Raw genomic sequence first — 25,790 nt, 5'->3', positions numbered from 1 at the left:
TGGACGCTCAGCCGGCTCGTGCCGCGGCGCGGACGGCGCCGGTGATCGTGGCGAGGTCCGCGGACTCGCTGACATAGGGCGGCATCGTGTAGATGAGGTCGCGGAACGGCCGCAGCCAGGCGCCGTGCTCGACCGCCGCGCTCGTCGCGGCCGCCAGGTCCACCTCGTGGTCGAGCTGGACGACGCCGATGGCGCCGAGGACCCGGACGTCGCGCACGCCGGGCAGGTCCGCGGCGGGCTCGAGTCCCTCGCGCAGCTCGCTCTCGATGCGCTTGACCGTGCCGCGCCAGTCCTGGCCCAGCAGGAGGTCGATCGAGGCGTTGGCGACGGCCGAGGACAGCGGGTTGCCCATGAACGTCGGGCCGTGCGCGAGGACCGGGACCGCGCCGCGGGAGATGCCGTCGGCGACCTCGGCCGTGCACAGCGCGGCGGCCATCGTGAGGTAGCCGCCGGTGAGCGCCTTGCCGACGCACATGACGTCCGGGCTGACGCCGGCGTGGTCGGCGGCGAACAGCTCCCCGGTGCGGCCGAACCCGGTGGCGATCTCGTCGAAGATCAGGAGGATGTCGTTGGCGAGGGTGAGCTCGCGGAGGACGTGCAGGTAGCGCGGGTCGTGGAAGCGCATGCCACCGGCGCCCTGCACGACCGGCTCGACGATCACCGCGGCCAGCTCGTCGGCGTGGGTCTCGATCAGCTCGGCGAGGTGCCGGACGTAGTCGTGGTCCATGTCCTTCGGTGGCGCCGACGCGAACAGCTGGACCGGCAGGACGCCGCGCCACAGGCTGTGCATGCCGCCCTCGGGGTCGCAGACGCTCATGGGGTGGAAGGTGTCGCCGTGGTAGCCGCCGCGCCAGGTCATCATCCGGCGCTTGTCCGGGCGGCCGGCGGAGCGCCAGTACTGCAGGCACATCTTCACCGCGACCTCGACCGACACCGAGCCGGAGTCGCAGAGGAAGACGTGCCGGAGCGGCTCGGGGGTGATCTCGACGAGCGTGGTCGCCAGCGTCACGGCGGGCTCGTGGGTGAGCCCGCCGAACATGACGTGGCTCATCCGGCCGGCCTGCGCGGTGAGGGCCTCGTCGAGGACCGGGTGCCGGTAGCCGTGGATGGCCGCCCACCACGACGACATCCCGTCGACCAGCTCGCGGCCGTCCGCGAGCCTGAGCCGGACCCCCTCGGCGCTGTCGACCACGAGGGGGTCCGCGGTGCCGGGCATGGGGCCGTAGGGGTGCCAGACGTGCTTGCGGTCCAGCTCGATCAGCTCGTCCACGTCCACGCCCGCAGGCTAGCCAGCTGTTCGGGCGGTTACTCCGGGAGGATCAGGATCGCGTCGCCGACCGGGCGCTCGCCGGCGGCGTCGGACGGCTTGTTGACCACCTGGCCGTCGGCGACCATCGTGGTGGAGCCGCCGCCGTCGAGGTTGACGGCGTCGACCATGCCGAGGGCGTCCGCGACCGCGGCACTCTCGGCGATGGACAGGCCGAGGCTGTCGACCGCGCGGCCGTCGACGGTGGCGAGCAGGATCCGGCCGCGGGCGTCGATGCCGGCGATGGTGCGCGGGTTCCGCTTGGCGGCCCAGCCGTAGTAGAAGCTCGGGTCACCGGGTCGGACCATGCCGTCGGCGTTGGGGGTGGCGTGCTGGTGGCCGTCGCGGACGAGCTCCGGGCCGCCGTTGACGACCATCTCCGGGGTCCGGGCGGGCCGGCCGCGGTCGTCGGTGAGCCGGCTGGTGACGGTGAGCCGGTCACCGGCCATGGCACGCAGGGCATCGGCGTCGGTGCCGGTGGCCTGGATGGCGCGGCCACCCACGGGGAGCGCGCCGCCGCGAGGCTCGCGGACCTCGGTGACCCGGCCGTGCCGGTCGAGGACCGCCTCGACGCCGGGGCCCGCGGGGGTACGAGCGCCGTAGTGCTCGGTGAACAGGACCGTCTCGTCGGGGTCGGTGCAGGTGGTGTCGTGGAGCGGGTGGCTGGTGGGCAGGTCGTCCGGGGTGCCGCCGCAGTTGCGGATGAGGTTCGGGACGCGGTCGATGCCGTCGAGCCTCAGCGTCGCATGCCGGCCGGTGACCGCACCGGTCCACCGGTAGCGGGCGACGGCGGCGTGCCTCGCGTCGTCGGCGAAGGCGAAGACCGGCCGGCCGTTGGTGGGCTCGCTGAGGAGCTGCCCGTCGTACACCCCGAGCCCGGCGGGGTCCCCGGGCGCCCCGGCGGCTGGGTCGAGGACGAAGAACCCGGCGTTGACGGCCGCGGTGGCCCGCTGGCTCGCGGCCAGGGCGCTGGTGGTCTCCCGGCGTTCTATGTCCGGCCCGAAGTCGCCGACGAGGTCACCGCGGAACGTCTTCGGGTCGATGGTGAGGACCTGGACCCGCCAGGGCCCGCGATCGGTCCGCGCGCCGTCCCAGCCGGTGAACACGGTGGAGGCGGTGAAGCCGGCGGCCCGGACCCGGGCGAGGGTCGCGTCGGCCGCGGCCTTGTCGGCGTCGAGCCCGATCCGCACCCGGTAGCCGAGCGTGCCCCCGGCGAAGTCGGCGACCCGCGGCGTGGTGACTTGCTCGACGCGGGCGGTGAAGCCCTCGCCGGCGAGCGCGTCGCCGAGCTCGTCTGCGTGGGCTCGGTCGCTGATGGCGGTGGGCGGCGCGTCGGGATCGGGGTTGTCGCCCCCGCCGGGGACGGCGATCTCGACGGTCCAGCCGAGGGTCGGGTCGGGCTCGCCCCGGATGATCGTGGTGAGGGTGACACCCGGCTGGAGCATCTCGACGGTGCGGGTCTCGCTCAGGTCGCCCGGTCCGAGCGGGAGCCCGGCGTGATGCTCAGCCGCGGCCGTCGGGCCGGCTGTCGCCGTGCCGATGAGGGCGACTCCGGCCAATACGGCGAACTTCCTTGCCCTGGTCCACATGTGACACCCCGTCCTGGCTCCGGTGAAGGCGGCGTCCACCTAACCACAAGAGGGTGGTCTGTGGTCAGGCGTCGACCGCGACCCCGGGGATCGCCTTGATCTCACCGAGGAACGCGGGCGACACCGTGATCGGGTAGTCGTCCAGCGCGAGGGTGACGCCGTTCTCCTTGTGGGCGAACCTCAGGTGCACCGGGGTGTCCCCGCGATGCGCGGCGAGGGTGTTCTTCAGTTCCCCCACCACGTCGTCGTTCAGCCTCGACGGGTTGCACAGCAGTACGAACGGGGGCACCGAGTAGGACTTGGCGAAGAACAGCACCTCGATCGACGCGTCCAGGTCCTCGATCGTGCAGATGGCCCAGGGTTTCGCCCTGCTTGTTGACCCGCCGCTCGAGGCCGGAGATCATGCCGGACAGCACGATCTCGCCTTCCTTCGGCGCGTCGCCGATGATCTCGGCGATCGGCTTCGGGGCGTGTTTGCGCAGGAGGCGCTCGGCGCCGTCCAGGGGGTGGGCCGAGACGTACAGGCCCAGCACCTCGCGCTCGTAGCCCAGCAACTGCTTGCGCGGCCACTCCTCCGCGGTGAACCTCAGGTGCGCCAACGGGGACGCGTCGCTGGGCGCGGGGGTGGTGTCGTCGCCGCCGAAGAGGTCGAACTGGCCCATCGCCTCCTGGCGCTCGAGGCTGACCACCGCCTCCACCGCCTCCTCGTGCACCTGGACGAGGGCCAGGCGGGTGTGCCCGAGCGAGTCGAACGCGCCGGACTTGACCAGCGACTCGATCACCCTCTTGTCGCAGCACACCAGCTCCGACTTGTCGAGGAAGTCGGTGAACGAGACGTAGGAGCCCTTGGCCTCCCGGCTCTGGATGACCGAGTCGACCACGTTGGCGCCGACGTTGCGCACGGCACCGAGGCCGAAGCGGATGTCGGTGCCCACGGCGGCGAACCGCAGGCCGGACTCGTTGACGTCCGGCGGCAGCACCTTGATGCCCGACCGGCGGCACTCGGACAGGTACACCGCGGACTTGTCCTTGTTGTCCGCCACCGAGGTCAGCAGCGCGGCCATGTACTCGGCCGGGTAGTTCGCCTTGAGGTAGGCCGTCCAGTACCCGACGAGGGCGTACCCGGCCGCGTGCGACTTGTTGAACGCGTAACCGGCGAACGGGAGGATGGTGTCCCACAAGGTCTTGATGGCGTCCGGCGAGTAGCCGTTGCCCTTCATCCCCTCCTCGAACCCGGCGTACTCCTTCTCCAGCACGTCGGCCTTCTTCTTGCCCATGGCCTTGCGCAGCACGTCGGCCCGACCCATGGAGTAACCGGCCACCTTCTGAGCGATCTGCATGATCTGCTCCTGGTAGACGATCAGACCGTAGGTCTCGGCCAGGATGTCCTTGAGCGACTCCTCGAGCTCCGGGTGGATCGGGGTGATCCGCTGCCGCGCGTTCTCGCGGTCGGCATAGTTGTTGTGCGTGTTCATCGCCATCGGACCCGGCCGGTACAGCGCGTTCACGGCGGTGATGTCGTTGAACCCGGTCGGCTGCATGCGCCGCAGCAGGTCGCGCATCGCGCCACCGTCGAGCTGGAACACGCCGAGGCTGTCGCCGCGGCCGAGCAGCTCGAAGGTGGCCCTGTCGTCCAGCTGGCGCGCCTCGCCCAGAAGATGGGCTTCTTGTGGTAGTGGCTCGCCGGCGCGACGTACGCCTCGATGCCGATGATCGGCTTGATCCCGGCCTTGCGGGACTCCTGGTAGAACTGGTCGGCACCGTACATGTTGCCGTGGTCGGTCATGCCGACCGCGGGCATGCCCAGCCTGGCGGCCTCGGCGAACAGCGGCGCGACCTTGGCGGCGCCGTCGAGCATCGAGTACTCGGTGTGCACATGGAGATGAACGAACGAGTCAGCCGCCACGAGACACCACCCTACGACGAGATCTTTGCCGTCGGTGTGCACCCTGGCGGCGTGTTGAGGAGCTTCGCGGGCACGGGTGGTTTCCACCGCGTGGCACCGACAACCTCGGACCGTTGGCATGATCGACCGCATGCGGTTCCGCCTGGTGTCCCCCGACCTGCTGATCGACGAGCTGGCCGACCGGCTCGCCGCCCGCCCGGCCGCCACGTGGACCCGGGTGGCGGTGGACGGCGCGCCCCCCGCGCGCCCGGACACCCTCGCCGACCGGCTCGCCGAGGCGCTGCGGCTGCGCGGCCGGCCGGCGCTGCGGGTGTCGGCCGCGGACTTCCTGCGGCCGGCCTCGCTGCGGTTCGAACGCGGCCGCGAGGACCCGGACGCGCGCTACACCGGCTGGCTCGACACCGGTGGGTTGACCCGCGAGGTGCTGGCGCCGCTCGGGCCCGGCGGGTCGGGCCGGGCGCTGCCGTCGCTGTGGAACGCCGCGACGGACCGGGCCAGCCGGGCCTCGTACGTGGAGCTGGCGCCCGGCGGGGTGCTGGTGCTGGACGGCGAGCTGCTGCTCGGCCGCGGGCTGGCGTTCGAGCTCACCGTGCACCTGTGGCTGTCGGGGCCCGCGCTGGCCCGGCGGAGCGCCGAGCCGTGGGCGCTGCCGGCGTTCGGCAGGTACGACGCCGAGGTGCGGCCGCTGCACACCGCCGACGTGGGCGTGCGGGTAGACGACCCCGACCACCCCGCGCTCCTCGACGACTCCCCCGTCTGATCTCACCCCGGTATCGTATCGAACATATGAACGAACGACGCTGGAGGGTCGCTCGCAACCGGATCACCGGAGGTGCGCATGGCGGGTCGTCGTGCGGCAGACTGACCACCCGTCCGTCAGTACTTCCCCGCGCTTCCCCGCAGGAGGATTCATGGCCACCACCCGCACCGCCAACGCCCACTGGGAAGGCGCGCTGCTCGACGGCTCCGGCACCGTGTCGCTCGACTCGTCCGGCATCGGGTCCTACCCGGTGTCCTGGCCGTCGCGCGCGGAGGCGGCGAACGGCAAGACCAGCCCCGAGGAGCTGATCGCGGCCGCGCACTCGACGTGCTACTCGATGGCGCTCTCGCACGGCCTCGCCGGCGCCGGCACCCCGCCCACCACGGTGGACACCAAGGCGGACGTCACGTTCCAGCCGGGTGAGGGCATCACCGGCATCCACCTGACCGTGCGCGCCAGCATCCCGGGCATCACCGCGGAGGCGTTCGCCGCGGCGGCCGAGGACGCCAAGAAGAACTGCCCCGTGTCCCAGGCGCTGGCCGGCACCACGATCACGCTGGACGCGAAGCTGGTCTGAAAAGGGCGCGCCCCGGCCTGCCGGCGCCGCTACGGTTCCGCCATGACACCCAACCGCACCCAAGGGGAACGGGACGCGACCCAGCCACCGGTACGCGCCGAACCGGTCGCCATCAACCCACGGTGACCACAAGGGTTAATTCCGGGGAGGCGGTCTAGCATGCGGCTGCGGCCGGTGACCGAGTCGGACCTGGACCGTCTCGAGGAGATGTTCGTCGATCCGGACGCGATCGGCGTGTTCAACTGGGGTGGGTTCACCGACGGCACGGTCTGGCGCAAGCGGTTCGAGGAGAACCGGCTGCTGAGCGAGGACCGCAGCGTCCTGATGGTCGAGCTGGACGGGACCGCGCTCGGGTTCGTGTCGTGGAACAAGATCCGCACCGGCCAGTTCTCGCACGTGTTCGAGTTCGGCATCAGCCTGTGGCCGGCCCACCGGGGCAAGGGCCACGGGTCGGCGGCGCAGCTGCAGCTGGCCCGGTACCTGTTCGCGCACAGCACGGTGCACCGGATCCAGGCCGGGACCGAACTCGACAACATCGCCGAGCAGCGCGCGCTGGAGAAGGCGGGCTTCACCCGGGAGGCGGTGCTCCGCGAGTACTCCTTCCGGGACGGCGCCTGGCGGGACGAGGTGCTGTACCGGATGCTGCGCCCGGAGCTGCCGATGCCCTGAACGCGTCGTTCGGGACGTCGAGCGTCCTGAACGACGCGTTCGGGGCACGGCGGCTATCGGTCGGCGACCAGGCGGACGGCCAGGCCGCCGAAGATCGCGGCCGACACGCGGTTCAGCCAGCGCTGGATCGCCGGGCGGCGCAGCAGCAGCGCGGACAGCGTGCCCGCGGCGAGGCCCACGGTCGCGTCCACGGTGAGGCCGGTGACGATCAGGATCGCGCCCATCACCAGGAACTGGACCGGCGTCGCCCAGCCGCCGACGGTGCGGAACTGGGGGAAGAACGCCACGTAGAACAGGATGACCTTCGGGTTCGCCAGGTTCGTGAGCACCGCCATGACGTACGTGTGGCGCAGCGACCGGGTGCCGAAGCGCTGCGGCGCGGTGGTCGCGACGTCCTTGGCGGCACGCAGGGTGGTGATCGCCAGGTACACCAGGAACACGGCGCCGACGACGCGAACCGCCTCGAGGGCGACCGGGGCCGCCTGCAGCAACATGCCGAGGCCGAGCGCGGCGGCGACCGTGTGGACGGCGATGCCCGTGGACATGCCGACCGCGGCCACCACGCCGGCCGGCCGGCCGCGCGCGATGCCGTTGGCGACGATGAACATCATGTCGGGGCCGGGCACGACGCTGATCACCACGCAGGCCACGGCGAACGCGATCACCGTGGACAGGTCCATGCGCCCATCACATCACGCCGGGTCCAGGCAATTCCCACATCGTGGTCAGGCGTCGACCTTCGCCTCGCCCAGCAGCCTGCTCGTCCCGCCGTCGTACAGGAGCAGGCGACCGGCCTCGGGGACGGCGGTGACCGTCGCGCCGACCTCCGGCTCGTGCTGCTCGGCCACCGTGAGCCCCACCAGGGTCTCGTCCGGGCACTCGATGGTCACCAGCGACGTCACGCCCATGTTCTCCACGATCGACACGGTGCCGGTGAGACCGTCGGCGGACGACGCCGCGGCATGGAGGTACTCGGGGCGGATGCCCGCGGTCACCGGGGTGCCGTCGGGCAGGTCGAGGCCCGGGGGCGGTTTCAGGCGGGCGCCGGCCACCTCGACCAGGCCCTCGGACACCGTGCCGGGCAGCAGGTTCATCGGGGTCGAGCCGATGAAGTTCGCCACGAAGGTGTCGCCCGGGCGCTGGAAGACCTCCTTCGGGCTGCCCAGCTGGCGGATCCGTCCCTCCGACATCACCGCGATCCGGTCGGCCAGCGCCAGCGCCTCGGCCTGGTCGTGGGTCACGAACACCGTCGTCAGGCCCAGCTCACGTTGCAGGCGCTTGAGGAACGTCCGTGCCTCCAGGCGCAGCCGGGCGTCTAAGTTGGACAGTGGCTCGTCCAGGAGCAGGACGTCGGCCTCCATCGCGATCGCGCGGGCCAGGGCCACCCGCTGCTGCTGGCCGCCGGAGAGCTGGCCGGGCCGGCGTTCGAGCAACCCGGCGAGCCCCAGGCCCTCCGACGTCCGGGAGGCGGCCTCCCGCTGGGCGGCCTTCGAGGCCCGGCGGACCCGCAGCGGGTAGGCGATGTTCTGCGCCACCGTCATGTGCGGGAACAGCGCGTAGTCCTGGAACACCATCGCCACCCGCCGGCGGCCGGGTTCGACCCGGGTGACGTCCGTGCCGCCGATCGACACGACACCGGCGGAGGCCTGCTCCAGACCGGCGATCGTGCGCAGCAGCGTCGTCTTGCCGCAGCCGGACGGGCCGAGCAGCGCGAAGAACTCGCCGTCGCGCACGGACAGGTCCAGCGAGTCCACCGCACGCACCCCGTTGGGGTACACAGTGGACAGATCGGTCAGCTCGACACCCGCCATCAGGCCTTGATCCCTCCGTGGAAGCGGAACCCGTACCGCTTGCTGACGAACAAGTACAGCGCCACCACCGGGACCGCGTACAGCAGCGAGAACACCGGGATCACGTTGAGGTTCGCGCTCCCGCCCTCGTCCTTGAGCGTCCGCAGCAGCACCGCGGCCGGCTGCGCGTCGACGTCGCGCAGCAGCAGGAACGGCAGTAGGAAGTTGCCCCACGCCTGCACGAACGCCCACACGAGGATGGTCGCGATCCCCGGCCGGGCCACCGGCAGCACGACGTGGCGCAGCACCTGGGTCGGCGACGCGCCGAACACCCGCGCCGACTCCTCGTAGGACCGCGGCACCGAGTCGATGAAGTCCTTGAGGATGAAGATCGCCGCCGGCAGCATCCCGCCGGCGATCACCAGGCTGGTCGCGTACTGCGAGTTGATCAGGCCGAGCTGGAACATCATCACGAAGATCGGCACCATCGCCGCGGTCCCGGTGACCACGCTGGACAGGAGCAGCAGCAGGTACAGCAGCGCGTCCCGGCCGGGGATGCGCACCCGGGACAGCGCGTAGGCGGCCAACGTCGCGAACACCGTGGTCACGGCTGTCGCGACCACGCACAGCACCACCGAGTTCACCAGCGAGCCCAGCGCGTACGGGTGCTCGAAGGTGGTCCGCCAGTTGTCGAGCGTCCAGTCCGGCCACTGCAGGCCGAGCCCCGGGTCGGAGTCGAACGGCGCCGACGCGAGCCACAGCATCGGCACCGCGAAGAACGCGAGCACGACGGCCATGAACGCGACGTAGCCGACCCGGCGCAGCACCTGCCGGGGAGTCATGAGCGCTTCCTCAGCAGCAGCAGGTACAGCATCGCCACGACGAGGTTGACGAGCAGCAGCAGGAACGAGATCGCCGCCGCGTAGCCGAGCCGGCCCGAGGAGATCGCCTGCTGGTAGATGAACACCGGCAGCGTCTCCGACCCGTGGTTGGGCCCGCCCGCGGTGAGCAGGAACGGCGTGAAGTCGTTGGCCGTCCACAGCGAGATGAGCAGCGTGTTGGTGAGCACGTGCCCGCGGATGTGCGGGAACACGACGTCGCGCACGGTCTGCCAGCCGCTGGCGCCGACCGTGCGCGCGGTCTCCAGCTGAGAGGGCGGCACCGCGGCCAGCGCGGAGCTGTACAGCATCATCGAGAACGCCGTGCCGCGCCAGGTGTTGAACACGATCAGCGACGCCATCGGGTACTCGACGAGCCACGCGGTCCCGGGCGAGCCGAGCAGCGCGCCCAGCGTGCCGCCGTCGCGGTCCAGCACCGCGATCCACAGGTACGCGACGACGACGCTGGGCAGGATCCAGGACAGCAGCACCAGGCCCTCGACCACCCGGCGCAGCCACGGCCGGGCCCCGCGCAACAGCCACGCCAACACGAAGCCGAGCAGGTTCTGGCCGAGCACCGCGGAGCCGATGACGAACACCAGCGTCAGCCACAGCGCGTTGCCGAACAGCGCGTCGTCCAGCGCCTCCATGAAGTTGCCGAGGCCGACGAACGCGGGCGAGATCGACGCGGTGCCGGTGAGCTCGTAGTTCGTGAGCCCGATGTAGATCGTCCACACCGCCGGGAAGACCAGGAACAGGCCGATCAGCAGCAGCGCGGGCGAGACGAACCCCACCGCGCGGGCGACGCCGAGCCCGGCGGTGTCCCGGTTGCCCGGGACCCGCCGCGGCACGACGTCGGGGGCCGCCGCCGGTGGCGCGCTAACCACCGGCGACCGCGTCCTCCCCGACCGCCTTCACCAGCGCGCCCTGGTAGCCGGCGGCCGCCTCCGCCGCGCTCTTGCCGGCGATCACGTCCGCTGTCGCCTGCTGCAGCGCGGTGGACACCTTCGGGTAGTCCGCGAGACCCGGCCGGTACCGGGTGATCGGCAGGACCTCGGTGGCGATGAAGTTCAGCATCGGGTCGCTCTTGAGGACCTCCTCGTTCACGTCCGCGCGCGCGGTGACCTGCGCGGAGTCACCGAGGTAGGCCTTGGTCGCCTCGGCGGAGCTCATGAACCGCATGAGCTCCCAGGCCTGCTGCGGGTACTCGGTCTTCGGGTTGATCACCCGGATCCCGCCGCCGGACATCGAGACGAAGTCCTGACCGTCCACACCGGAGCCCGGTGTCATCGCGGGGATCTTGGCCCAGCCCACCGCGGTGTCCCGGTCGGCCATCTTGGCGACTCCGTCGACCGGGTCGACCACCGAGCGCCAGAAGTAGTCGCTCTCCATCAGGATGCCGATCTTGTTCTGGGCGAACAGCTCGAACGAGCGGTCTCGGCCCTTGGCCTCCTGCTGCAGCACCGGGTCGCCGAGGCCGCCCTTGTAGACCTGCTGGTAGAGGTCGAGCACGGACCTCATCCCGTCGGTGTCGCCCTGCCACTTGCCGTCGGCGTAGATCTCCGAGCCGGCACCGGCGAGCAGCGGCAGCACGCCCTGCATGGTCGTCGCCTCGGTCATCGCGGTGCCGGCGTTGAGCTGGATCGGGGTGACCCCGGGCAGGGACTTGAGCGACAGCGCCGCCGCGGTGATCTCCTCCCAGCTCGTCGGCTGCCAGTCGGCGGGCAGCCCGGCCTGGGCGAACAGCTTCTTGTTGAAGAACAGCACCCGGCCGTCGGTGCCCTGCGGGATGCCGTACCGCTTGCCCTCGAAGGTGCTGAGCCGCTGCACCGCGTCGGGAATCTGCGACCAGCCGTCCCAGGCGTCGACCTCGTCCTTGCCGACCACGTCGTCGAGCGGGCGGACCTGGCCGCCCTGGGCGAACTCGCCGAGCCAGATGCCGTCGATCTCGACGACGTCCCCGCCGATGTCGGTGCCGAAGTCGAGCGCGATCTTCGCCTTGTAGTCCGCGTCGTCCACGCCCAGGCCGTCGAACTCGACGGTGACGTTGACGCCCTTCTCCTTCTGCTGCTTGGTGAACTCCGGGATCACCCAGTCCTCGATCCACTTGGCACCGAGGTCGTTCTTGCCGCCCTGGACCGAGTTCGAGGTGATCGTGAGGGTGACGTCCTTCGCGTCGGCGTTCTTGCCGGCGTCGGACTCCTGCTGCTGGCCGAGGCAGCCGGACAGCATCAGAGCCAGCGCGGGAGTCATGGCAACCGTGCCGGCCAACAAGAGCTTTCGTCGCATCTTCGGCACCTCTCTCGTGGTCGAGCGGGCGTCGGTAGAGCGCTCCAAGTGGAGACCTCACCAAACGTGGACCGAATGTGTCGGAATCTTGTATCACCCACGGCGCGCTGACAAGCTCAGCGCGGCATCACCGGGGTGCGCCGGCCAGCGCGAGCACGCTCCCGTCGTGCCCGCACAGCGCGTGACCGCCCTCCCCGGCCGGCAGACGATCCCGATCGGACCGGACGGCGAGGCGCCGGCCGCCACCCAGCACGAGCGTCCCGGCCGCACCGCGGTGTCCGCAGCCCGTCGAGCACCGCGGGGACCAGCTCGGGCCCGTGTGCGGCGCCGTCGACGGCGACCCATGTGGTCGGCGCGCCGAGGCTCGCGCTGCCGTCCGGGGCGTGCCAGTCGCTGCCGCCGATCGGCGTGACATCGGTGCCCCAGGCCTGCCACCAGGCGAGCGGGCCGCCCCAGGTCGGGGCGACCCAGCTGGAGTGCCAGACCTCGGCGAGCGGCGGGCGGACCGGCAGCGGGTGCCGCCAGGCGCAGTCGGCGGCGAGCGGGTGGTTGACCGAGAGCAGCCCGCCGCGCTCGGCCACCGTGCGCACCCAGCTCGCGGCGGGCTCGCGGAAGTCGACCCAGCCGATGTCGCCGAACGCGTTGGCATGGCCGTGCTCGGTGGTGACCTCCTGGCCGGGGACCAGCGCGATGCCGTAGCGCCGGCCGACCTCGGCGAGCTCGGCGTGGTGGCTCGTGGTGTTGTGGTCGGTGACCGCGAGCGCGTCCAGCCCCGCCGCGACCGCGCGGGCGGCGAGCTCGGCAACAGTCAGCAGGCCGTCGGAGTGCAGCGTGTGCGCGTGCAGGTCGACCGCCACCCAGCGCGACCCGGTGGCGGCCGGCAGCTCTCGGGGTGCCGGTCGGTCCGGAACGTCCGGTGCGGGCCGGTCCCGCTCGACCCGCGGTGCGCCGCCGGTGCGGACCGTCACCGTGTAGTCCACTCCGGACTCGGGCAGCCGGTGCAGGCCGAGGACCACGTGCCAGACGCCGGGCTCGGGCTCCCCCGGCAGGTAGCCGGGCGTGGCGGCGGTCGGGGTGATCGCGTAGCGGGTGCGGGCGCCGCCGGACCAGCCGCGCCAGCCCGCGGCGCCCTCGCAGCCGAGGTCGATCACCGCGCCGGGGACCGCCGGATCGCCCCCGACGGCCAGCTCGACCTCGATCGCGGGGCAGCCCGGCGGCACCTCGAACGGCAGCCGCGGCCAGGGGTCGGCGGCGCGGTCGCCGCGGGTCCAGCGGCCTTCGTGAATGATCTCCACGGCTGTCATCCTGCCAGCGTGGCCCGAGGAACCCGGTGGGTTTCCTGCACATGGGCGCGGCTCCACCGCGATGATCGCGGCGACCGGGTAGCGTGCGATCCGTGGTCGCGACGGATCCGGTAGACGCCCGCCTGCTCGGCGTCGTTGCCGAGATGGGCAGAGCAGCGGTACACGAGGTCGCCGCCCGCATGGGGATGGACCCGCGGGAGGTGGCGTCGCGCCTCGTCGCGCTGTCCGCCATCGGACTGCCGCTGCTGGTGGGCGTGGAGTGCGACCCGGCCCGGCTGCGTGCCGCGGCCGCCGCCGCGATGGCCCAGGCCGCCCCGTCGGCGCCGTACGGCTACCCGCAGCAACCCCAGTACCAGGCGCCGCCGTCCGGCCCGGTGCCGATGCCGATGCCGTACCAAGGTCCGGGTCCCGTCCCGCCGCCCGGGCCGTCCGGGCCCCATTCGGTTCAGTCCGGCCCGCACTCGGTCCCCTCGGGTCCGCACCAGGTCCCGTCGGGTCCGGTGCAGATGGGCTACCAGCCCCGGACCGGCCCGCCGAGCGCGCCGTTCCCCGCGCAGACCGGACCGCCGAGCATCCCGTTCCCGACGCCGCAGCCGGACGCGCCGATGACCATGTGGGGGCCGCCGCAGACCTCGACCTGGGCACGCGGCGACCAGCCGCCGCAGGACGTCACCCAGCCGACCGTGCGCGCCGAGCGGCCGGAGGGCGAGGTGCGGCAGGGCAAGGTCGGCGCGATGCTGCAGACCGAGGGCCTCGAGGGTGAGCGGCTCGCGATCCAGCTGGTTGAGGTCGTCGACCCGGCCGACTACCTGTTCACCGCGGCCGGCTACCGGCTGCAGGAGGGCGAGCGCTCGGTCGTCGTGCACACCGAGCTGACCAACCGGGGGTCGGTGGCGTTCCAGTCGCTGCCGGACCTGTACCTGGTGCTGGTGACGCCGGACGGGAAGACGATCTCGAAGGCGCCGGTGTCGCTGTCCTCGCGGCCGCCGCACCGGATCGGCGTGCCGCCGGGCGAGACCGCGGGTGGGCACACGGTGTACGTGGTGCCGGAGCAGACCGAGGTCACCTCCGTGCGCTGGAGCCCGCGACCGGACGAGGAGTCCCGCACCCTCAACTGGACGGTCGAGGACTGACGCGCGGACCTGGGGCTGTCAGCGGCCGAACATGCGGCCCAGCCAGGACCTGCGCTCCTCCGGCGGTTTCTGGGCGGGGATCGGGGACGTCGGCGGCTCGCGGTAGGTTCGCGCCTCGTACTCGTAGCCGCCGCCGTCGTAGCCACCGTCGTAGCCACCGTCGCCTGCTGGGTCGGGCCCGTCCGTCTCCCCGATGACCGACGGCGCCACGCCGTCGACGAGGAACCGGTCCGGTAAGTGGTCGTCGTCGTATGCGCCCGGCCGTGTCATGGCACCCCCTCGTACCTCTGGTGAGCACAACTTACGTAAGAGACCGCCGAAAGTCAGCCATCTCCGGCGAGGTTCCGCACGATCTGCTCGGCCACCGCCACCGCCACCGCACAGGCCTTCCCGTCGTCGTCACTGGCCATGAGCTCGATCCCCTCGCGCTTTCCCAGCCCGATGTCCACCCGGCAGGCCCGGGCGGGGTCCGCGCCGATCACCACGGCCGGCTGCCCCGCGATGTCCCGAAGCTCCCAGTCCTCGTACTCCTCGAGGCCGCGGTACGTGGAACCCAGCAGGTCGGAGTCGAGCCAGAGGTCGTAGTTCACCTCTCGGTCGGCGAGCGCGTGCCGGCGGTGGCAGGACAGGAAGGTGCCTTCGATGCTGCTCGGGTCGCCGGGGCTGGGCAGACCGAGCTCCATGGCCTGGGCTTCGGTGAGCAGATCACACACCGTGCGCTCGCTGGCGTAGCGACTCGGATCCAGCGGCCGGGTGATCGGCGGCGGCGAGGTCTGCGGCGGAGTCGAGGGAGGCGTCGAAATCGACGTGGTAGTGCTTCGCGCGGTCGAGGTCGGTGTCGTGCTGGTCGAGCCGGTGTCCTTCCGCTCATCCGGCGTGCACCCGGTCAGTACACCGGCCACGAGGAAGCACATCACGATCCGCCATGTGCCCGCCCTCACCGGTCGTGCCCCTCGAGCCGCCGGTTGATCTCGGTGTCGTGTGCCTCTTCCTCCTGGGCGTAGCGCTTCCGCTCGACATCCACCTGCTTGGCGAACGGCCCGCCGGGCGGGTACTCCTCGGTGCTGAACGCCTCGTAGCTGAAATCCGGGCTGCCCACGTCGGCAACGGGGTTCAGCGGCTGCATCACCTGAAGCTTCCCGTCGTTCTCCACCTGGCTCGCCCAGTCGTCCTGCATTCGTTGGGAGAGCAGGTTGAGGTTGCTCTCGAAGGTCTCCCGCAGGCTGATGCTCCGGTCCCGGTAGGCGTCGATCACCACGTCGGCCCCGGTTCCCTCGATCGAGTAGTCACCGAGCGCCCCGGCCGCCTCCACTCCGAAGTCCACCACGGCACTCGCCATCTTGGCCGGGTTCAGCGACAGCGCGGCCAGCACCAGCTCCTTGCCGATCGCGAGCTTGAGCTTGTCCTCCCTGGCCTGCTGCTGGTCGATCTCGTGGTTGGCGCAGCTGCGCACGACGACCGCCAGGTCGTGGTAGCTCTGCCGCATGTGGTACGCCAGGCTGAACAACGCACCGAGCGCCTGCAGGCCGGCGAGGACTGCCGGATGCTGGCTCTCCTTGACGAAGGTCTGGATGCGCACCAGCTGATCCCGGAAGGCGTCCGCGGCGGCGCCCCGCCAGTCGTCGAGCAGTTGGTAAGCCTCGCTCACCTTGACCACCACCTCGGAATTCTCGCCGATCAGGAAGGCGGCCTGGCGGAGCCGGGCGAACTCCTCCTCGATCTTCTTCGGGTCCAGCGACAGGAGACGTTCAGGTCGTCGTGCACCGGGCGGTCGATCTCCCCGCCGCGGTCGCCCGTCACACTCGTCCGTCGAGCATCGCGTTCAGCGCGGCCCGCATGTCCGCGATCGCGTGCCCCACCTGGTCGTCGGACTTGCCGAGGTCAACACCCACGGTCGGACCTGCCCGTCCACGCGCCGGTACACGTTGACGATGTCCTTCAGCGCCTCGGCGGTCTCGTCGACCACCCGGGCGATGTCCCGCTGCCGGCGGCCGAGTCCCTCCTTGTACAGCCCGAAGGCATTCGTCGCGCGGTCGGCGGCGCGGTAGACGTTCGCCCCCTCGAAGTCGACGAGCGAGACCAGGTAGGTCACCGGGTCCCGAATCAGCGACGCCGCGGCCGGCAACGACTGTGTCGCGGCCTTGTCCGCGTCGTTGAGGTTGGCGGTGAAGCCGTCGTTCGGCGAAGGGTCAGGCATCTCAACTACCCTCAGTTGACCATTGCACACTAACCGTTGCCATCGACGGTAGCCGACTCCGGGCACGGTTGTGCGCGGAACGGCGCGAAACCGACCGTCAGCCCTCGGCCGAGAGACGCTCCAGGGCGATGCGCAGATCGTCGGGGTACTCGCTGGTGAACTCGACCCATCGGCCGTCCGCGGGGTGCTCGAAGCCGAGCCGGCGGGCGTGCAGCCACTGCCGGGTCAGCCCGAGCCGCTTGGCGAGCACCGGGTCCGCGCCGTAGGCCAGGTCGCCGACGCAGGGGTGGCGCAGCGCCGAGAAGTGCACCCGGATCTGGTGTGTTCGCCCGGTCTCGAGCTTGATGTCCACGAGCGACGCGGCCCGGAACGCCTCGAGCACCTGGTAATGCGTGACGCTTGGCCGGCCGGAGGCGACGACGGCGAACCTGTAGTCGTGCTTGGGGTGCCGGTCGATCGGCGCGTCGATGGTGCCGACCGTCGGGTCGGGGTGGCCCTGGACGAGCGCGTGGTAGCCCTTCTCGACCGTTCGGTCCTTGAACGCGCGCTTGAGGACCGTGTAGGCGTGCTCGCTCTTGGCCACGACCATGATGCCGGTCGTGCCGACGTCCAGCCGGTGCACGACGCCCTGCCGCTCGGCCGCGCCGGAGGTCGACACCCGCACCCCGGCCGCGGCGAGCCCGCCGACGACCGTCGGCCCGGTCCAGCCGGGGCTCGGATGGGCCGCGACGCCGACCGGCTTGTCGACGACGACCACGTCGTCGTCCTCGTAGATGGTCCGCAGGCCCGGCACCGGGTCGGCCCGCACCGGCACGGGGCGGTCCGGCTCGGGCAGCGTCACCTCGAGCCATGCGCCTGCGACGAGCCGGTCGGACTTGCCCGCGGGCCGGCCGTCGAGGCTGACGTCGCCGGACTCGGCCAGCGCGGCGACGGTGGTGCGGGACAGGCCGAGGAGCTTGGCGAGGCCGGCGTCGACCCGCATGCCGTCCAGCCCGTCGGGCACGGGCAGGGTGCGGGCGGTCACTTCTCCGGAGCCTTGTCCAGGTCCTTGCCGGCGGCCTTGTCCGCGGCCTTGTCCTTCGTGAGCCGGCCGTCGTAGTCCCGGCCGAGCAACGCCATCAGCACGATGAGGATGCCGCCGCAGACGATGGCCGAGTCGGCGATGTTGAACACCGGGAAGAAGTCGCCGTTGGGCTGGAAGACCGAGACGAAGTCGACGACGTGGCCGCGCAGCGGGCCCGGCTCGCGGAAGAACCGGTCGATGAGGTTGCCGAGCGCGCCGGCGAGCACGAGCGCGAGCCCGATGGCCCAGCCGACCGAGCGAAGCTTGGGCATGATCCAGATGATCGCGACGACGACCGCGAGGGCGACGCAGGTGAGCAGCCACGTCATCCCGGTGGCCATGCCGAACGCGGCCCCCGGGTTCCGGACGATCTGCAGGTAGACGAGCCCGCCGAGCACCCGCGCCGGCGGCTCCCCGGCGAGCGCCGCGATCGCGAGGATCTTGGTGATGATGTCGGCGACCAGCACGACCGGCGCCACGACGGCGAACAGCCAGCCGCGGCGCGGCGGCAGGGGCGGCAGGGGCGGCTCGGGGGGCGTCGGCGGCGGCCCCACGTCGGCCCCACCCGGCTGCTCCGCGTGGGTGTCCGGGTCGGTGTCGGTGCTGGTCTCGTCGCTCACCCGGCCATTGTCCACGGCTGGCACGCGACCACCGCCGCTGGCACGTGTCAACCGGGTCCCGGGGTCAAGCAGCGGACAGGAACGCGGGCAGCTCGCGCGGGTCCGGGCTGGGCGTCCACCGGCCGTCGACCTGCTCGTACTCCCAGGTGGGGCCGTCGGTGACCAACCCGCGCAGGGCCGCCGCCAGGCGGTCGACGTGCTCGGTGGTGGTGCCGAGGCCGAGGCTGGCCCGCACCGCGCGGGTACCCGACGCGCCCGCCGCGGACAGCAGCCGGTCGGTCGCGATGTGCGCGCAGAACGCGCCGTCCCGGACGCCGATGCCGTGCTCTGCCGACAGGACCGCCGCGACGAGGCCCGGGTCCTGGCCGTCGACGGCGAAGCTCACCACGCCGACCCGGTCGTGCCCCGCGCCGAACAGGGACAGCTCGCGCAGGCCGGGCACCGTCGCGAGGCCGGCACGCAGCCGGGTCAGCAGGGTCCGCTCGTGGGCGACGACCGCCGGCCAACCGTTCCGCAGGAACGTCTCGCACGCCACCGCGAGCGCGTGCGCGCCGACGACGTTCGGCGTGCCGGCCTCGTGCCGCTCGACCCCCGTCGACCAGGAGACGCTCAGGTGGGTGCCGCGGTCGGCCACCCGGCTGGTCGCTCCCCCGCCGGCCAGGTACGGGTCTGCGGCACGCAGCCAGTCCGCCCGCCCGATCAGCGCGCCGGCGCCGAACGGGGCGTACAGCTTGTGCCCGGACAGGACCACGTAGTCGACGTCCAGGACGCGCATGTCCACCGGGCGGTGCGGGGCGAGCTGCGCGGCGTCGAGCACGACGCGGGCCCCGTGCCGACGGGCGACGGCGGCGAGCTCGGCCACCGGCCACACCTCACCGGTCACGTTCGACGCGCCGGTCACGACCACCAGCCGCGGCCCGGTCGGGCAGTCCCGCAGCGCCGCGTCGAGGCCGGCCGCCTCGGACAGCCTGCGCACCCGCAGGCCGCGCCATGCCAGCAGCGCCGCGTGGTGGTCGGTGTCGAAGTGCACCACCGACGTGCCCTTCGGCAGCACGCGGGCCAGCAGGTTCAGCGCGTCGGTCGTGTTGCGGGTGAACACCACGGCGTCGGTCCGGCGCGCGCCGACGAACCGGCGCAGCACGTCCCGCGCCTGCTCGTAGACCTTTGTGGACACCTGGGACGCGAAGCCCGCGCCTCGGTGCACGCTGGCGTACCAGGGCAGCAGCTCGTCGACCGCGTCCCGGACCGCGTCCAGACAGGGCGCGCTCGCGGCGTGGTCGAGGTTGGCGTACGGCACGCGGCGGCCGTCCACGAGCGGCACGGTGAGCCGCGCGCCGGCGACCGGCGGCACGGCGTGGGTGACCGAGCGGGCATGGGGGATGGCGAGCGTCATCTGTGAGCCTCCGGGTCGGGGACCCGTCCGGGGGCCCGCGCTTGCCCGCCCGCACCTCGCGGAGGGCCTGGTCCTCACCCGGGGCACCCCACCGCGGTAGGAGGGTTGCCGGCCAGCAAGCCGGGGCTTGACGCTGGCGCTCATGACCTTCGTGAACAAACCGTAGCCGATCGGCCGGATGGCTGTCCAACCGTCCGCGTGCTGTCAGACTGGCCCAATGGACTTCGACGTGTTGGTTCTCGGATCCGGTCCTGGTGGGCAGAAGGCGGCGATCGCGGCCGCCAAGCTCGGCGCGGAGGTCGGGCTGGTCGAGCGCCGCAACATGATCGGCGGCGTGTGCATCAACACCGGCACCATCCCGTCCAAGACCCTGCGTGAGGCGGTGCTCTACCTCACCGGCATGAGCCAGCGCGAGCTGTACGGCCAGAGCTACCGGGTGAAGGAGGAGATCACGATCGGCGACCTCACCGCCCGCACCAGCCACGTGGTGGGGCGCGAGGTCGACGTGATCCGCAGCCAGCTCTCCCGCAACGGCGTGCACGTGCTGCCCGGCATGGGCCGGTTCACCGACCAGCACACCGTGCAGGTCTCCGACGGCAGCGGGCAGGAGCGCTCGGTGACCGCGGACAAGATCGTGATCGCCACCGGCACGACGCCGGCCCGTCCGTCCAGTGTGGACTTCGACGCGCAGACGATCATCGACTCGGACAGCATCCTCTCGCTGGACCGGATCCCGCGGACCATGATCGTCGTCGGCGCCGGGGTGATCGGCATCGAGTACGCGTCGATGTTCGCCGCGCTCGGCACCAAGGTCACCGTGATCGAGCAGCGGATGCGGATGCTGGAGTTCTGCGACACCGAGGTCGTCGAGGCGCTCAAGTACCACCTGCGTGACCTCGCGGTGACGTTCCGGTTCGGCGAGACCGTCTCCGGGGTGGAGCGGTACAAGAACGGCACGGTCACGATCCTCGAGAGCGGCAAGAAGATCCCCGCCGACACGGTGATGTACTCGGCCGGCCGGCAGGGCATGACCGACCACCTCGACCTGCCCGCGGCGGGCCTGTCCGCCGACAAGCGCGGCCGGATCAAGGTCGACGCCAACTTCCGCACCGAGGTCGAGCATATCTACGCGGTCGGCGATGTGATCGGTTTCCCCGCGCTCGCCGCCACCTCGATGGAGCAGGGGCGCCTCGCCGCCCACCACGCGTGCGGCGAGCCGGTGCACGAGATGCACGAGCTGCAGCCGATCGGCATCTACACGATCCCGGAGATCAGCTACATCGGCCGGACCGAGGACGAGCTCACCGAGCAGCGGATCCCGTTCGAGGTCGGCGTGTCGCGCTACCGCGAGCTCGCCCGCGGCCAGATCATCGGCGACTCCTACGGGGTGCTGAAGCTGCTGGTGTCGCCGGAGGACCGGTCACTGCTGGGCGTGCACGTGTTCGGGACCGGCGCCACCGAGCTCGTCCACATCGGACAGGCGGTGATGGGCTGCGGCGGCACCGTCGACTACCTCGTGGACACGGTGTTCAACTACCCGACGCTGGCCGAGTCGTACAAGGTCGCGGCGCTCGATGCCACGAACAAGATGCGCCAGATCAGCATGCTCACCGACTGACCGGCCGGGGCCGGCCGGGTCAGCTCTCCTGGCCGGTCTCGCCCTTCCACCTGGCGAACCGGCCGGCGCGGTCGACCGCGCGGATGCGGTGCTCGGTCTCCGAGCGGGCCTGCTCGGTGGCGACGACCAGCAGCTGGTCGTCCTCCTGCAGCCGGGTGGTCGGCGCCGGGGTGTGGCTGACGCCCTTGCGCACCACGAGGCTCACCGTGGCGCCGACCGGCAGGCGCAGCTCGGTCAGGTAGACGCCGTGCATCTTGGAGCCGGGCGGGATGCGGACCTGCAGCAGCACCGCGCCCAGCTCGTCGAGCGGCGCGGCGTCCACGTCGATCTCCTGGGACCGCGCGCCGCCGCCGATGCCGAGCAGCCTGGCGAGCAGCCCGAGGGTGCTCCCCTGCACCAGGGTCAGCACGATGACCAGCACGAACACCGCGTCGACGAGCCGCTGGGCGCCCGGTAGGCCCACGGTGATCGGGACCATCGCGAACACGATCGGCACCGCGCCGCGCAGCCCGGCCCAGGACAGGAACACCTGTTCTCGCCACGGCATGCGGAAGGGCGTCGCCGAGACGATCACGGACAGCGGTCTGGCGACCAGCGTGACCACCACACCCGCGACCAGGCCCGGGATCACCGCGTCGAGCACCCGGCCGGGCGACATGTACAGGCCGAGCAGCACGAACAACCCGATCTGGGACAGCATGCCGAAACCCTCGGCGAAGGAGAGCGTGTCGGTGCGGTGCGGCAGTCGCGAGTTGCCGAGCACCAGCGCGGCCACGTACGCGGCGAGCAGCCCGGAGGCGTGGACCGCCGAGCCGGTGGAGAACGCGAGCACCGGCACCGCGACTGTCGCAAGTGGATAGAGACCGGTGGACGGCAGTGCCGCGCGGCGCAGCGCGTACGCGCCGAGCCAGCCGAGGACGACGCCGACCACCGCGCCCACGACCAGCTCGTAGAGCATCACGAACGGCAGGCCCAGGGTGAACACGCCACCGGAGGCGAGCAGCACGACCATGCTGTAGGAGGCGGCGTCGTTCATGCCGGACTCCAGCTCGAGGGCGCCGACGAGCCTGCGGCTCACCGCGACGCTGCGCAGCACGCTGAACACCGCCGCCGCGTCGGTCGGGGCGAGCACCGCGCCCCACAGCAGCGCGATCCGCCAGTCCAACCCGAGCAGCAGGTGCAGCGCCACGCCGGTGACCCCGATGCTCACCCCGACGGCCACAGTGGACAGCATGATTCCTGGCCACAGCGATGTCTTGACCTGCGGCCAGCGGGTGGTGAGCCCGCCTTCGGTGAGGATCAGCACGAGCCCGGCGAGCCCGAGCGACTGGGTGAGATCGGCGTTGTCGAACTGGATCCCGATGGCGGACTCACCGAGGACGACGCCGATCCCGAGATACAGCAGGAGCGAGGGAAATCCGAGCCGCACGGATATCCGCACCGCCACCACGGCGACGAGGAGGACGGCCGCGGCTGCCCCCAGCACGATGGTCAGCTCGGGGCCCACCCCCACCTCCTGATGCTTCGGCGAAGTACCGACGAATGAACCTAGCGTGCGAAACGGACCGTTGACACGCTGGCGAGAGATCCATAACTCTCCGGAGGGATGATCATGAGGCTCCGCCACACCTTCGTCACGCTCGGCACCGTCGCCCTCACCCTCGCCACCGCCTGCGCCGCGGCCGCGGTGGACCAGGTCCCGGACGCGTCGGCATCGGTGTCGGCACCGGTGTCGTACACCAAGGCTCCGTTCGCGGCCGGCCCGGACATCCCGGTGGCCGACGTGCAGGCGCATCTGGCTCGGTTACAGGCGATCGCGGACGCGAACGGCGGGAACCGGGCGCACGGGCAGCCGGGGTACCGCGCGGGGCTCGACTACATCGAGGCGGCGCTGGACGCGGCCGGTTTCACGACGTCACTGCAGGAGTTCACCGCGGGCGGCACGGGGTGGAACCTGATCGCCGACTGGCCGGGCGGGGACGAGAACGCGGTGATGATGTTCGGCGGGCACGCGGACAGCGTGACGCGCGGGCCCGGGATCAACGACAACGGCTCGGGGTCGGCGGCGCTGCTGGAGGTGGCGCTGACCGTGGCCGAGCAGGGGTTGCAGCCGGCGAAGCACCTGCGGTTCGGGTGGTGGGGCGCGGAGGAGCTCGGCCTGGTCGGCTCCTCGAACTACGTGTCGAGCCTGCCGGCCGCGGAGCTCGACAAGATCGCCGGCTACGTGAACTTCGACATGATCGGCTCGCCGAACGCCGGGTACTTCGTCTACGACTCGAACGGCCAGCCGGAGGGCTCAGCCGCCATCGAGACGATGCTGAACGACCACTACGCGGAGCTCGGCGTGGCGACGGAGCCGGTGTCCGTCGGTGGCCGGTCGGACCACGCGGCGTTCGCGGACGCGGGCATCCCGACGGGCGGGGTGTTCAGCGGCGCGGAGGAGACCAAGTCGGCGGACCAGGCGGCGAAGTGGGGCGGCACGGCGGGCGCCGCGTTCGACCCGTGCTACCACCAGTCCTGCGACACGCTGACCAACATCGACGCGACCGCCCTGGACCGCAACAGCGACGCGATCGCCGACGCCGTCTGGACCCTGACGGCCTGAGTCGCGAACCGGGGACTCGCGGGTCCTGAACGTTGGACTCGGAGGTCCTGAACGTTGGACTCGCGGGTTCTGGGGGTTGGACTCGCGGGTCAGGCCAGGAGCTCGGTCAGGCGCGTCGCCGGGTCGGTCGCACCCACCAGCTCCACCAGCTTGTCCCGGCCGCGCTCCCCCGTGACGATCGTGACGTCCCGGCGGCGGATGCCGAACGCCTTCGCCAGGGCGCGGCGGACCGCCTCGTTCGCCTTGCCGTCCACCGCGGGCGCCTGCACCGCCACGATCAGGGCGTCCTCCGCCCAGCGGCCGCCCACCGAGTCGCGGCGGGCGGCGGGCTTCACGCGGACCGCGAAGCGGAAGGGACCGGTCATCGCGGGAACCGTGGCGCCGGCGTCGCGGAGACGGCCACGGTCAGCTCCTGACCACCCGCACCACGACGTCGACGCCGTCGCCCACGGTGCCCGCGAAGCCGTCGGTCACCGGGCCGTAGGACACCGCGCCGGCGAGGGTCTCGCCGGACACGAACGCCTCGTGCGCGCGGATCGCGGCGACGATGTCGTCCGGGGCCTGCACGGTCAGCGCGATCCGGTCGGCCACGTCGAGGCCGGCGTCCCGCCGGGCCTGCTGGACGACGCGCACCAGGTCACGGGCCACGCCCTCGGCCTCGAGCGCCGGCGTCGTGGCCGGGTCGAGGACCACCAGCCCCGAGCTCGCGGGAAGCTCCGCGGCCGCACCGGTGTCGGTGGCGACCAGCCGGCGCTGGAACTCGCCCGGCAGCAGCTCGATGCCGGCCGCGACCACCGTGTCGCCGGCGGAGGTCCACTCCCCCGCCTTCACCGCGCGGATGACCTTCTGCGTGTCCGCCCCGAGCCGCGGCCCGCACGCGCGCGCGTTGACCACCAGCTCGAAGTGCCCGTGCGCCGCCACGTCCGTGGTGAGCACGACCTCCTTGACGTTCACCTCGTCCTTGACCAGGTCGGTGAACGGCGAGAGCGACTCCGCGTCCGGCGCGGCGACCACGAGGGACGCCAGCGGCAGCCGCACGCGCAGCCTGTTCGACTTGCGCAGCGCGAGCGCGGCCGAGCACACCTGGCGCACCCGGTCCATGGCCGTCACCAGCGCGTCGTCGGCCGGCAGGAGGTCGTCGGCCGGCCAGTCGGCCAGGTGCACCGACCGCTCGCCGGTGAGCCCGCGCCACACCGCCTCCGCGGTCAGCGGCAGCAGCGGGGCGACCACCCGCGACACGACCTCGAGCACCGTGTGCAGCGTGTCGATCGCGTCCTGGTCGCCGGCCCAGAACCGGTCCCGGGAGCGCCGCACGTACCAGTTGGTGAGCGCCTCGAGGTAGTCCCGCACGCCCGCGCAGGCGCCGGACAGGTCGTAGACGTCCAGCGCCTCGCGGGTCGCGACGACGAGCGAGTGCGTCTTGGCGAGCACATAGCGGTCGAGCACGTGCGGCGAGTCCGTCCGCCACGTGCCCTCGGCCGACTCCGCGTTCGCGTACAGGGCAAGGAAGTACCAGCAGTTCCACAGCGGCAGCACGGCCTGCCGGACGGCGTCGCGGATGCCGCGCTCGGTCACCACCAGGTCGCCGCCGCGCAGGATCGGCGACGCCATCAGGAACCAGCGCATCGCGTCCGAGCCGTCGCGCGAGAACACCTCGTTGACGTCCGGGTAGTTCTTGCGCGACTTGGACATCTTCTGCCCGTCGTCGCCCAGGACGATGCCGTGCGCAACGCAGTTGCGGAACGCGGGCCGGTCGAACAGCGCGGTGGCCAGCACGTGCATCGTGTAGAACCAGCCGCGGGTCTGGCCGTTGTACTCGACGATGAAGTCGCCGGGGTAGTGGTGCTCGAACCAGTCGGCGTTGTCGAAGGGGTAGTGCACCTGGGCGTAGGGCATCGAGCCGGACTCGAACCAGCAGTCCAGCACCTCGGGCACCCGGCGCATGGTCGACTGCCCGGTCGGGTCGTCCGGGTTGGGCCGGGTCAGCTCGTCGACGAACGGCCGGTGCAGGTCCCCCGGCCGCACCCCGAAGTCGCGCTCCAGCTCGTCGAGCGAGCCGTACACGTCGGTGCGCGGGTACTCGGGGTTGTCCG

Annotated in this window: 24 protein-coding genes, 2 pseudogenes and 1 riboswitch; of the genes and pseudogenes, 6 read left to right on the top strand and 20 right to left on the bottom strand. The window is 71.8% G+C overall.

Translation table 11 applies throughout. The features are described 5' to 3' along the window. Positions 1-7: 7 nt before the first annotated feature. From GEV28_RS22295 to GEV28_RS22280, 4 genes and pseudogenes are all read right to left on the bottom strand, one after another. A complete protein-coding gene (locus tag GEV28_RS22295) occupies positions 8-1,276 on the bottom strand; it encodes an adenosylmethionine--8-amino-7-oxononanoate transaminase (RefSeq protein WP_291414058.1) in 1,269 nt (422 codons plus the stop codon). A gap of 29 nt (positions 1,277-1,305) precedes the next feature. Continuing rightward, positions 1,306-2,895 (bottom strand): phosphodiester glycosidase family protein, encoded by a 1,590-nt coding sequence (locus tag GEV28_RS22290; protein WP_291414057.1) that lies wholly within the window; start codon positions 2,893-2,895, stop codon positions 1,306-1,308. 64 nt (positions 2,896-2,959) lie between these two features. Continuing rightward, positions 2,960-4,532: pseudogene (dnaE, locus tag GEV28_RS22285) on the bottom strand (DNA polymerase III subunit alpha); the annotation flags it as partial. A gap of 98 nt (positions 4,533-4,630) precedes the next feature. Next, a pseudogene (locus tag GEV28_RS22280) lies at positions 4,631-4,753 on the bottom strand (PHP domain-containing protein); the annotation flags it as partial. A gap of 178 nt (positions 4,754-4,931) precedes the next feature. Here GEV28_RS22280 and GEV28_RS22275 point away from each other — a divergent pair. The 3 genes from GEV28_RS22275 (at position 4,932) to GEV28_RS22265 (ending at position 6,807) form a co-directional block, all read left to right on the top strand. After that, positions 4,932-5,561, top strand: a complete 630-nt coding sequence (locus tag GEV28_RS22275) for a uridine kinase (RefSeq protein ID WP_291414056.1) — start codon at positions 4,932-4,934, stop codon at positions 5,559-5,561. 151 nt (positions 5,562-5,712) lie between these two features. Next, complete coding sequence (locus tag GEV28_RS22270; RefSeq protein WP_291414055.1) at positions 5,713-6,138, top strand: OsmC family protein; 426 nt, start codon at positions 5,713-5,715, stop codon at positions 6,136-6,138. Positions 6,139-6,312: 174 nt separating this feature from the next. Beyond that, the gene (locus GEV28_RS22265; protein WP_291414054.1) at positions 6,313-6,807 is read left to right on the top strand and encodes a GNAT family protein; all 495 of its coding nucleotides are present in this window, start codon (positions 6,313-6,315) and stop codon (positions 6,805-6,807) included. Positions 6,808-6,860: 53 nt separating this feature from the next. Here the strand turns inward: GEV28_RS22265 and GEV28_RS22260 are convergent, their stop codons facing one another. From GEV28_RS22260 to GEV28_RS22235, 6 genes are all read right to left on the bottom strand, one after another. Beyond that, complete coding sequence (locus tag GEV28_RS22260; protein WP_291414053.1) at positions 6,861-7,487, bottom strand: LysE family translocator; 627 nt, start codon at positions 7,485-7,487, stop codon at positions 6,861-6,863. Positions 7,488-7,532: 45 nt separating this feature from the next. Next, on the bottom strand, positions 7,533-8,618 hold the full coding sequence (locus tag GEV28_RS22255) for an ABC transporter ATP-binding protein (protein ID WP_291414052.1): 1,086 nt from the start codon (positions 8,616-8,618) through the stop codon (positions 7,533-7,535). Further along, complete coding sequence (locus GEV28_RS22250; protein WP_291414051.1) at positions 8,618-9,439, bottom strand: carbohydrate ABC transporter permease; 822 nt, start codon at positions 9,437-9,439, stop codon at positions 8,618-8,620. The genes GEV28_RS22255 and GEV28_RS22250 overlap by 1 nt, the downstream gene beginning before the upstream one ends. Then, the gene (locus GEV28_RS22245; RefSeq protein WP_291414050.1) at positions 9,436-10,362 is read right to left on the bottom strand and encodes a carbohydrate ABC transporter permease; all 927 of its coding nucleotides are present in this window, start codon (positions 10,360-10,362) and stop codon (positions 9,436-9,438) included. Before GEV28_RS22245 ends, GEV28_RS22250 begins: the two co-directional genes overlap by 4 nt. Further along, the gene (locus GEV28_RS22240) at positions 10,355-11,764 is read right to left on the bottom strand and encodes an extracellular solute-binding protein (RefSeq protein WP_291414049.1); all 1,410 of its coding nucleotides are present in this window, start codon (positions 11,762-11,764) and stop codon (positions 10,355-10,357) included. The genes GEV28_RS22245 and GEV28_RS22240 overlap by 8 nt, the downstream gene beginning before the upstream one ends. Before the next feature lie 116 nt (positions 11,765-11,880). Then, positions 11,881-13,068, bottom strand: a complete 1,188-nt coding sequence (locus tag GEV28_RS22235) for a CehA/McbA family metallohydrolase (RefSeq protein WP_291414048.1) — start codon at positions 13,066-13,068, stop codon at positions 11,881-11,883. Positions 13,069-13,160: 92 nt separating this feature from the next. On the opposite strand from GEV28_RS22235, the gene GEV28_RS22230 reads away from it, so the two are divergent. After that, positions 13,161-14,201 (top strand): AsnC family protein, encoded by a 1,041-nt coding sequence (locus GEV28_RS22230; RefSeq protein ID WP_291414047.1) that lies wholly within the window; start codon positions 13,161-13,163, stop codon positions 14,199-14,201. An 18-nt stretch (positions 14,202-14,219) separates the two neighbouring features. Here GEV28_RS22230 and GEV28_RS22225 read toward each other — a convergent pair whose 3' ends face one another. The 7 genes from GEV28_RS22225 to GEV28_RS22195 form a co-directional block, all read right to left on the bottom strand. After that, entirely contained in the window at positions 14,220-14,471 is a 252-nt protein-coding gene (locus GEV28_RS22225; protein WP_291414046.1) for a hypothetical protein, read from the bottom strand. Positions 14,472-14,524: 53 nt separating this feature from the next. Continuing rightward, positions 14,525-15,115, bottom strand: a complete 591-nt coding sequence (locus GEV28_RS22220) for a DUF3558 family protein (RefSeq protein ID WP_291414073.1) — start codon at positions 15,113-15,115, stop codon at positions 14,525-14,527. A gap of 23 nt (positions 15,116-15,138) precedes the next feature. After that, positions 15,139-15,861, bottom strand: a complete 723-nt coding sequence (locus GEV28_RS22215; protein ID WP_291414045.1) for a hypothetical protein — start codon at positions 15,859-15,861, stop codon at positions 15,139-15,141. Positions 15,862-16,023: 162 nt separating this feature from the next. Beyond that, the gene (locus GEV28_RS22210; RefSeq protein WP_291414044.1) at positions 16,024-16,398 is read right to left on the bottom strand and encodes a hypothetical protein; all 375 of its coding nucleotides are present in this window, start codon (positions 16,396-16,398) and stop codon (positions 16,024-16,026) included. A 97-nt stretch (positions 16,399-16,495) separates the two neighbouring features. Next, a complete protein-coding gene (locus GEV28_RS22205) occupies positions 16,496-17,422 on the bottom strand; it encodes an RluA family pseudouridine synthase (RefSeq protein WP_291414043.1) in 927 nt (308 codons plus the stop codon). Then, complete coding sequence (lspA, locus tag GEV28_RS22200) at positions 17,419-17,973, bottom strand: signal peptidase II (RefSeq protein ID WP_291414072.1); 555 nt, start codon at positions 17,971-17,973, stop codon at positions 17,419-17,421. Before lspA ends, GEV28_RS22205 begins: the two co-directional genes overlap by 4 nt. Before the next feature lie 172 nt (positions 17,974-18,145). Further along, positions 18,146-19,474, bottom strand: coding sequence for an aminotransferase class V-fold PLP-dependent enzyme (locus GEV28_RS22195; protein ID WP_291414042.1), 1,329 nt, complete (start codon positions 19,472-19,474; stop codon positions 18,146-18,148). Between the two features lie 32 nt (positions 19,475-19,506). Then, positions 19,507-19,622: riboswitch (SAM riboswitch) on the bottom strand. A gap of 69 nt (positions 19,623-19,691) precedes the next feature. Here GEV28_RS22195 and sthA point away from each other — a divergent pair. After that, the gene (gene sthA, locus GEV28_RS22190) at positions 19,692-21,092 is read left to right on the top strand and encodes a Si-specific NAD(P)(+) transhydrogenase (protein ID WP_291414041.1); all 1,401 of its coding nucleotides are present in this window, start codon (positions 19,692-19,694) and stop codon (positions 21,090-21,092) included. Between the two features lie 19 nt (positions 21,093-21,111). On the opposite strand, the gene GEV28_RS22185 is transcribed toward sthA, so the two are convergent. Next, the gene (locus tag GEV28_RS22185) at positions 21,112-22,599 is read right to left on the bottom strand and encodes a potassium/proton antiporter (RefSeq protein ID WP_291414040.1); all 1,488 of its coding nucleotides are present in this window, start codon (positions 22,597-22,599) and stop codon (positions 21,112-21,114) included. Positions 22,600-22,704: 105 nt separating this feature from the next. On the opposite strand from GEV28_RS22185, the gene GEV28_RS22180 reads away from it, so the two are divergent. After that, positions 22,705-23,697: a M28 family metallopeptidase gene (locus GEV28_RS22180; RefSeq protein WP_291414039.1), complete on the top strand. Its 993-nt coding sequence runs from the start codon at positions 22,705-22,707 to the stop codon at positions 23,695-23,697. Positions 23,698-23,786: 89 nt separating this feature from the next. Here GEV28_RS22180 and GEV28_RS22175 read toward each other — a convergent pair whose 3' ends face one another. Both GEV28_RS22175 and GEV28_RS22170 read right to left on the bottom strand, forming a co-directional pair. Then, positions 23,787-24,062 carry a DUF167 domain-containing protein gene (locus GEV28_RS22175; RefSeq protein ID WP_291414038.1) on the bottom strand — a complete coding sequence of 92 codons (276 nt, stop codon included), beginning with the start codon at positions 24,060-24,062 and terminating at the stop codon, positions 23,787-23,789. Positions 24,063-24,102: 40 nt separating this feature from the next. Then, positions 24,103-25,790: class I tRNA ligase family protein (locus tag GEV28_RS22170; RefSeq protein ID WP_291414037.1), on the bottom strand; the 1,688-nt coding region annotated here is incomplete at its 5' end.

Origin of the sequence: Actinophytocola sp., assembly GCF_009379765.1 — a bacterium.
Taxonomy (GTDB): domain Bacteria; phylum Actinomycetota; class Actinomycetes; order Mycobacteriales; family Pseudonocardiaceae; genus Actinophytocola.
Note: the sequence above shows the minus strand (reverse complement) of the source record. Positions and strands in the feature narration are given on the sequence as shown.

Coding starts and splice junctions, on each gene's coding strand:
- GEV28_RS22290 (WP_291414057.1), bottom strand. CDS start 2,895: ATGTGGACCAGGGCAAGGAAGTTCGCCGTATTGGCCGGAGTCGCCCTC.
- GEV28_RS22275 (WP_291414056.1), top strand. CDS start 4,932: ATGCGGTTCCGCCTGGTGTCCCCCGACCTGCTGATCGACGAGCTGGCC.
- GEV28_RS22270 (WP_291414055.1), top strand. CDS start 5,713: ATGGCCACCACCCGCACCGCCAACGCCCACTGGGAAGGCGCGCTGCTC.
- GEV28_RS22260 (WP_291414053.1), bottom strand. CDS start 7,487: ATGGACCTGTCCACGGTGATCGCGTTCGCCGTGGCCTGCGTGGTGATC.
- GEV28_RS22255 (WP_291414052.1), bottom strand. CDS start 8,618: ATGGCGGGTGTCGAGCTGACCGATCTGTCCACTGTGTACCCCAACGGG.
- GEV28_RS22250 (WP_291414051.1), bottom strand. CDS start 9,439: ATGACTCCCCGGCAGGTGCTGCGCCGGGTCGGCTACGTCGCGTTCATG.
- GEV28_RS22240 (WP_291414049.1), bottom strand. CDS start 11,764: ATGCGACGAAAGCTCTTGTTGGCCGGCACGGTTGCCATGACTCCCGCG.
- GEV28_RS22235 (WP_291414048.1), bottom strand. CDS start 13,068: ATGACAGCCGTGGAGATCATTCACGAAGGCCGCTGGACCCGCGGCGAC.
- GEV28_RS22225 (WP_291414046.1), bottom strand. CDS start 14,471: ATGACACGGCCGGGCGCATACGACGACGACCACTTACCGGACCGGTTC.
- GEV28_RS22220 (WP_291414073.1), bottom strand. CDS start 15,115: ATGTGCTTCCTCGTGGCCGGTGTACTGACCGGGTGCACGCCGGATGAG.
- GEV28_RS22210 (WP_291414044.1), bottom strand. CDS start 16,398: ATGCCTGACCCTTCGCCGAACGACGGCTTCACCGCCAACCTCAACGAC.
- GEV28_RS22195 (WP_291414042.1), bottom strand. CDS start 19,474: ATGACGCTCGCCATCCCCCATGCCCGCTCGGTCACCCACGCCGTGCCG.
- sthA (WP_291414041.1), top strand. CDS start 19,692: ATGGACTTCGACGTGTTGGTTCTCGGATCCGGTCCTGGTGGGCAGAAG.
- GEV28_RS22180 (WP_291414039.1), top strand. CDS start 22,705: ATGAGGCTCCGCCACACCTTCGTCACGCTCGGCACCGTCGCCCTCACC.
- GEV28_RS22175 (WP_291414038.1), bottom strand. CDS start 24,062: ATGACCGGTCCCTTCCGCTTCGCGGTCCGCGTGAAGCCCGCCGCCCGC.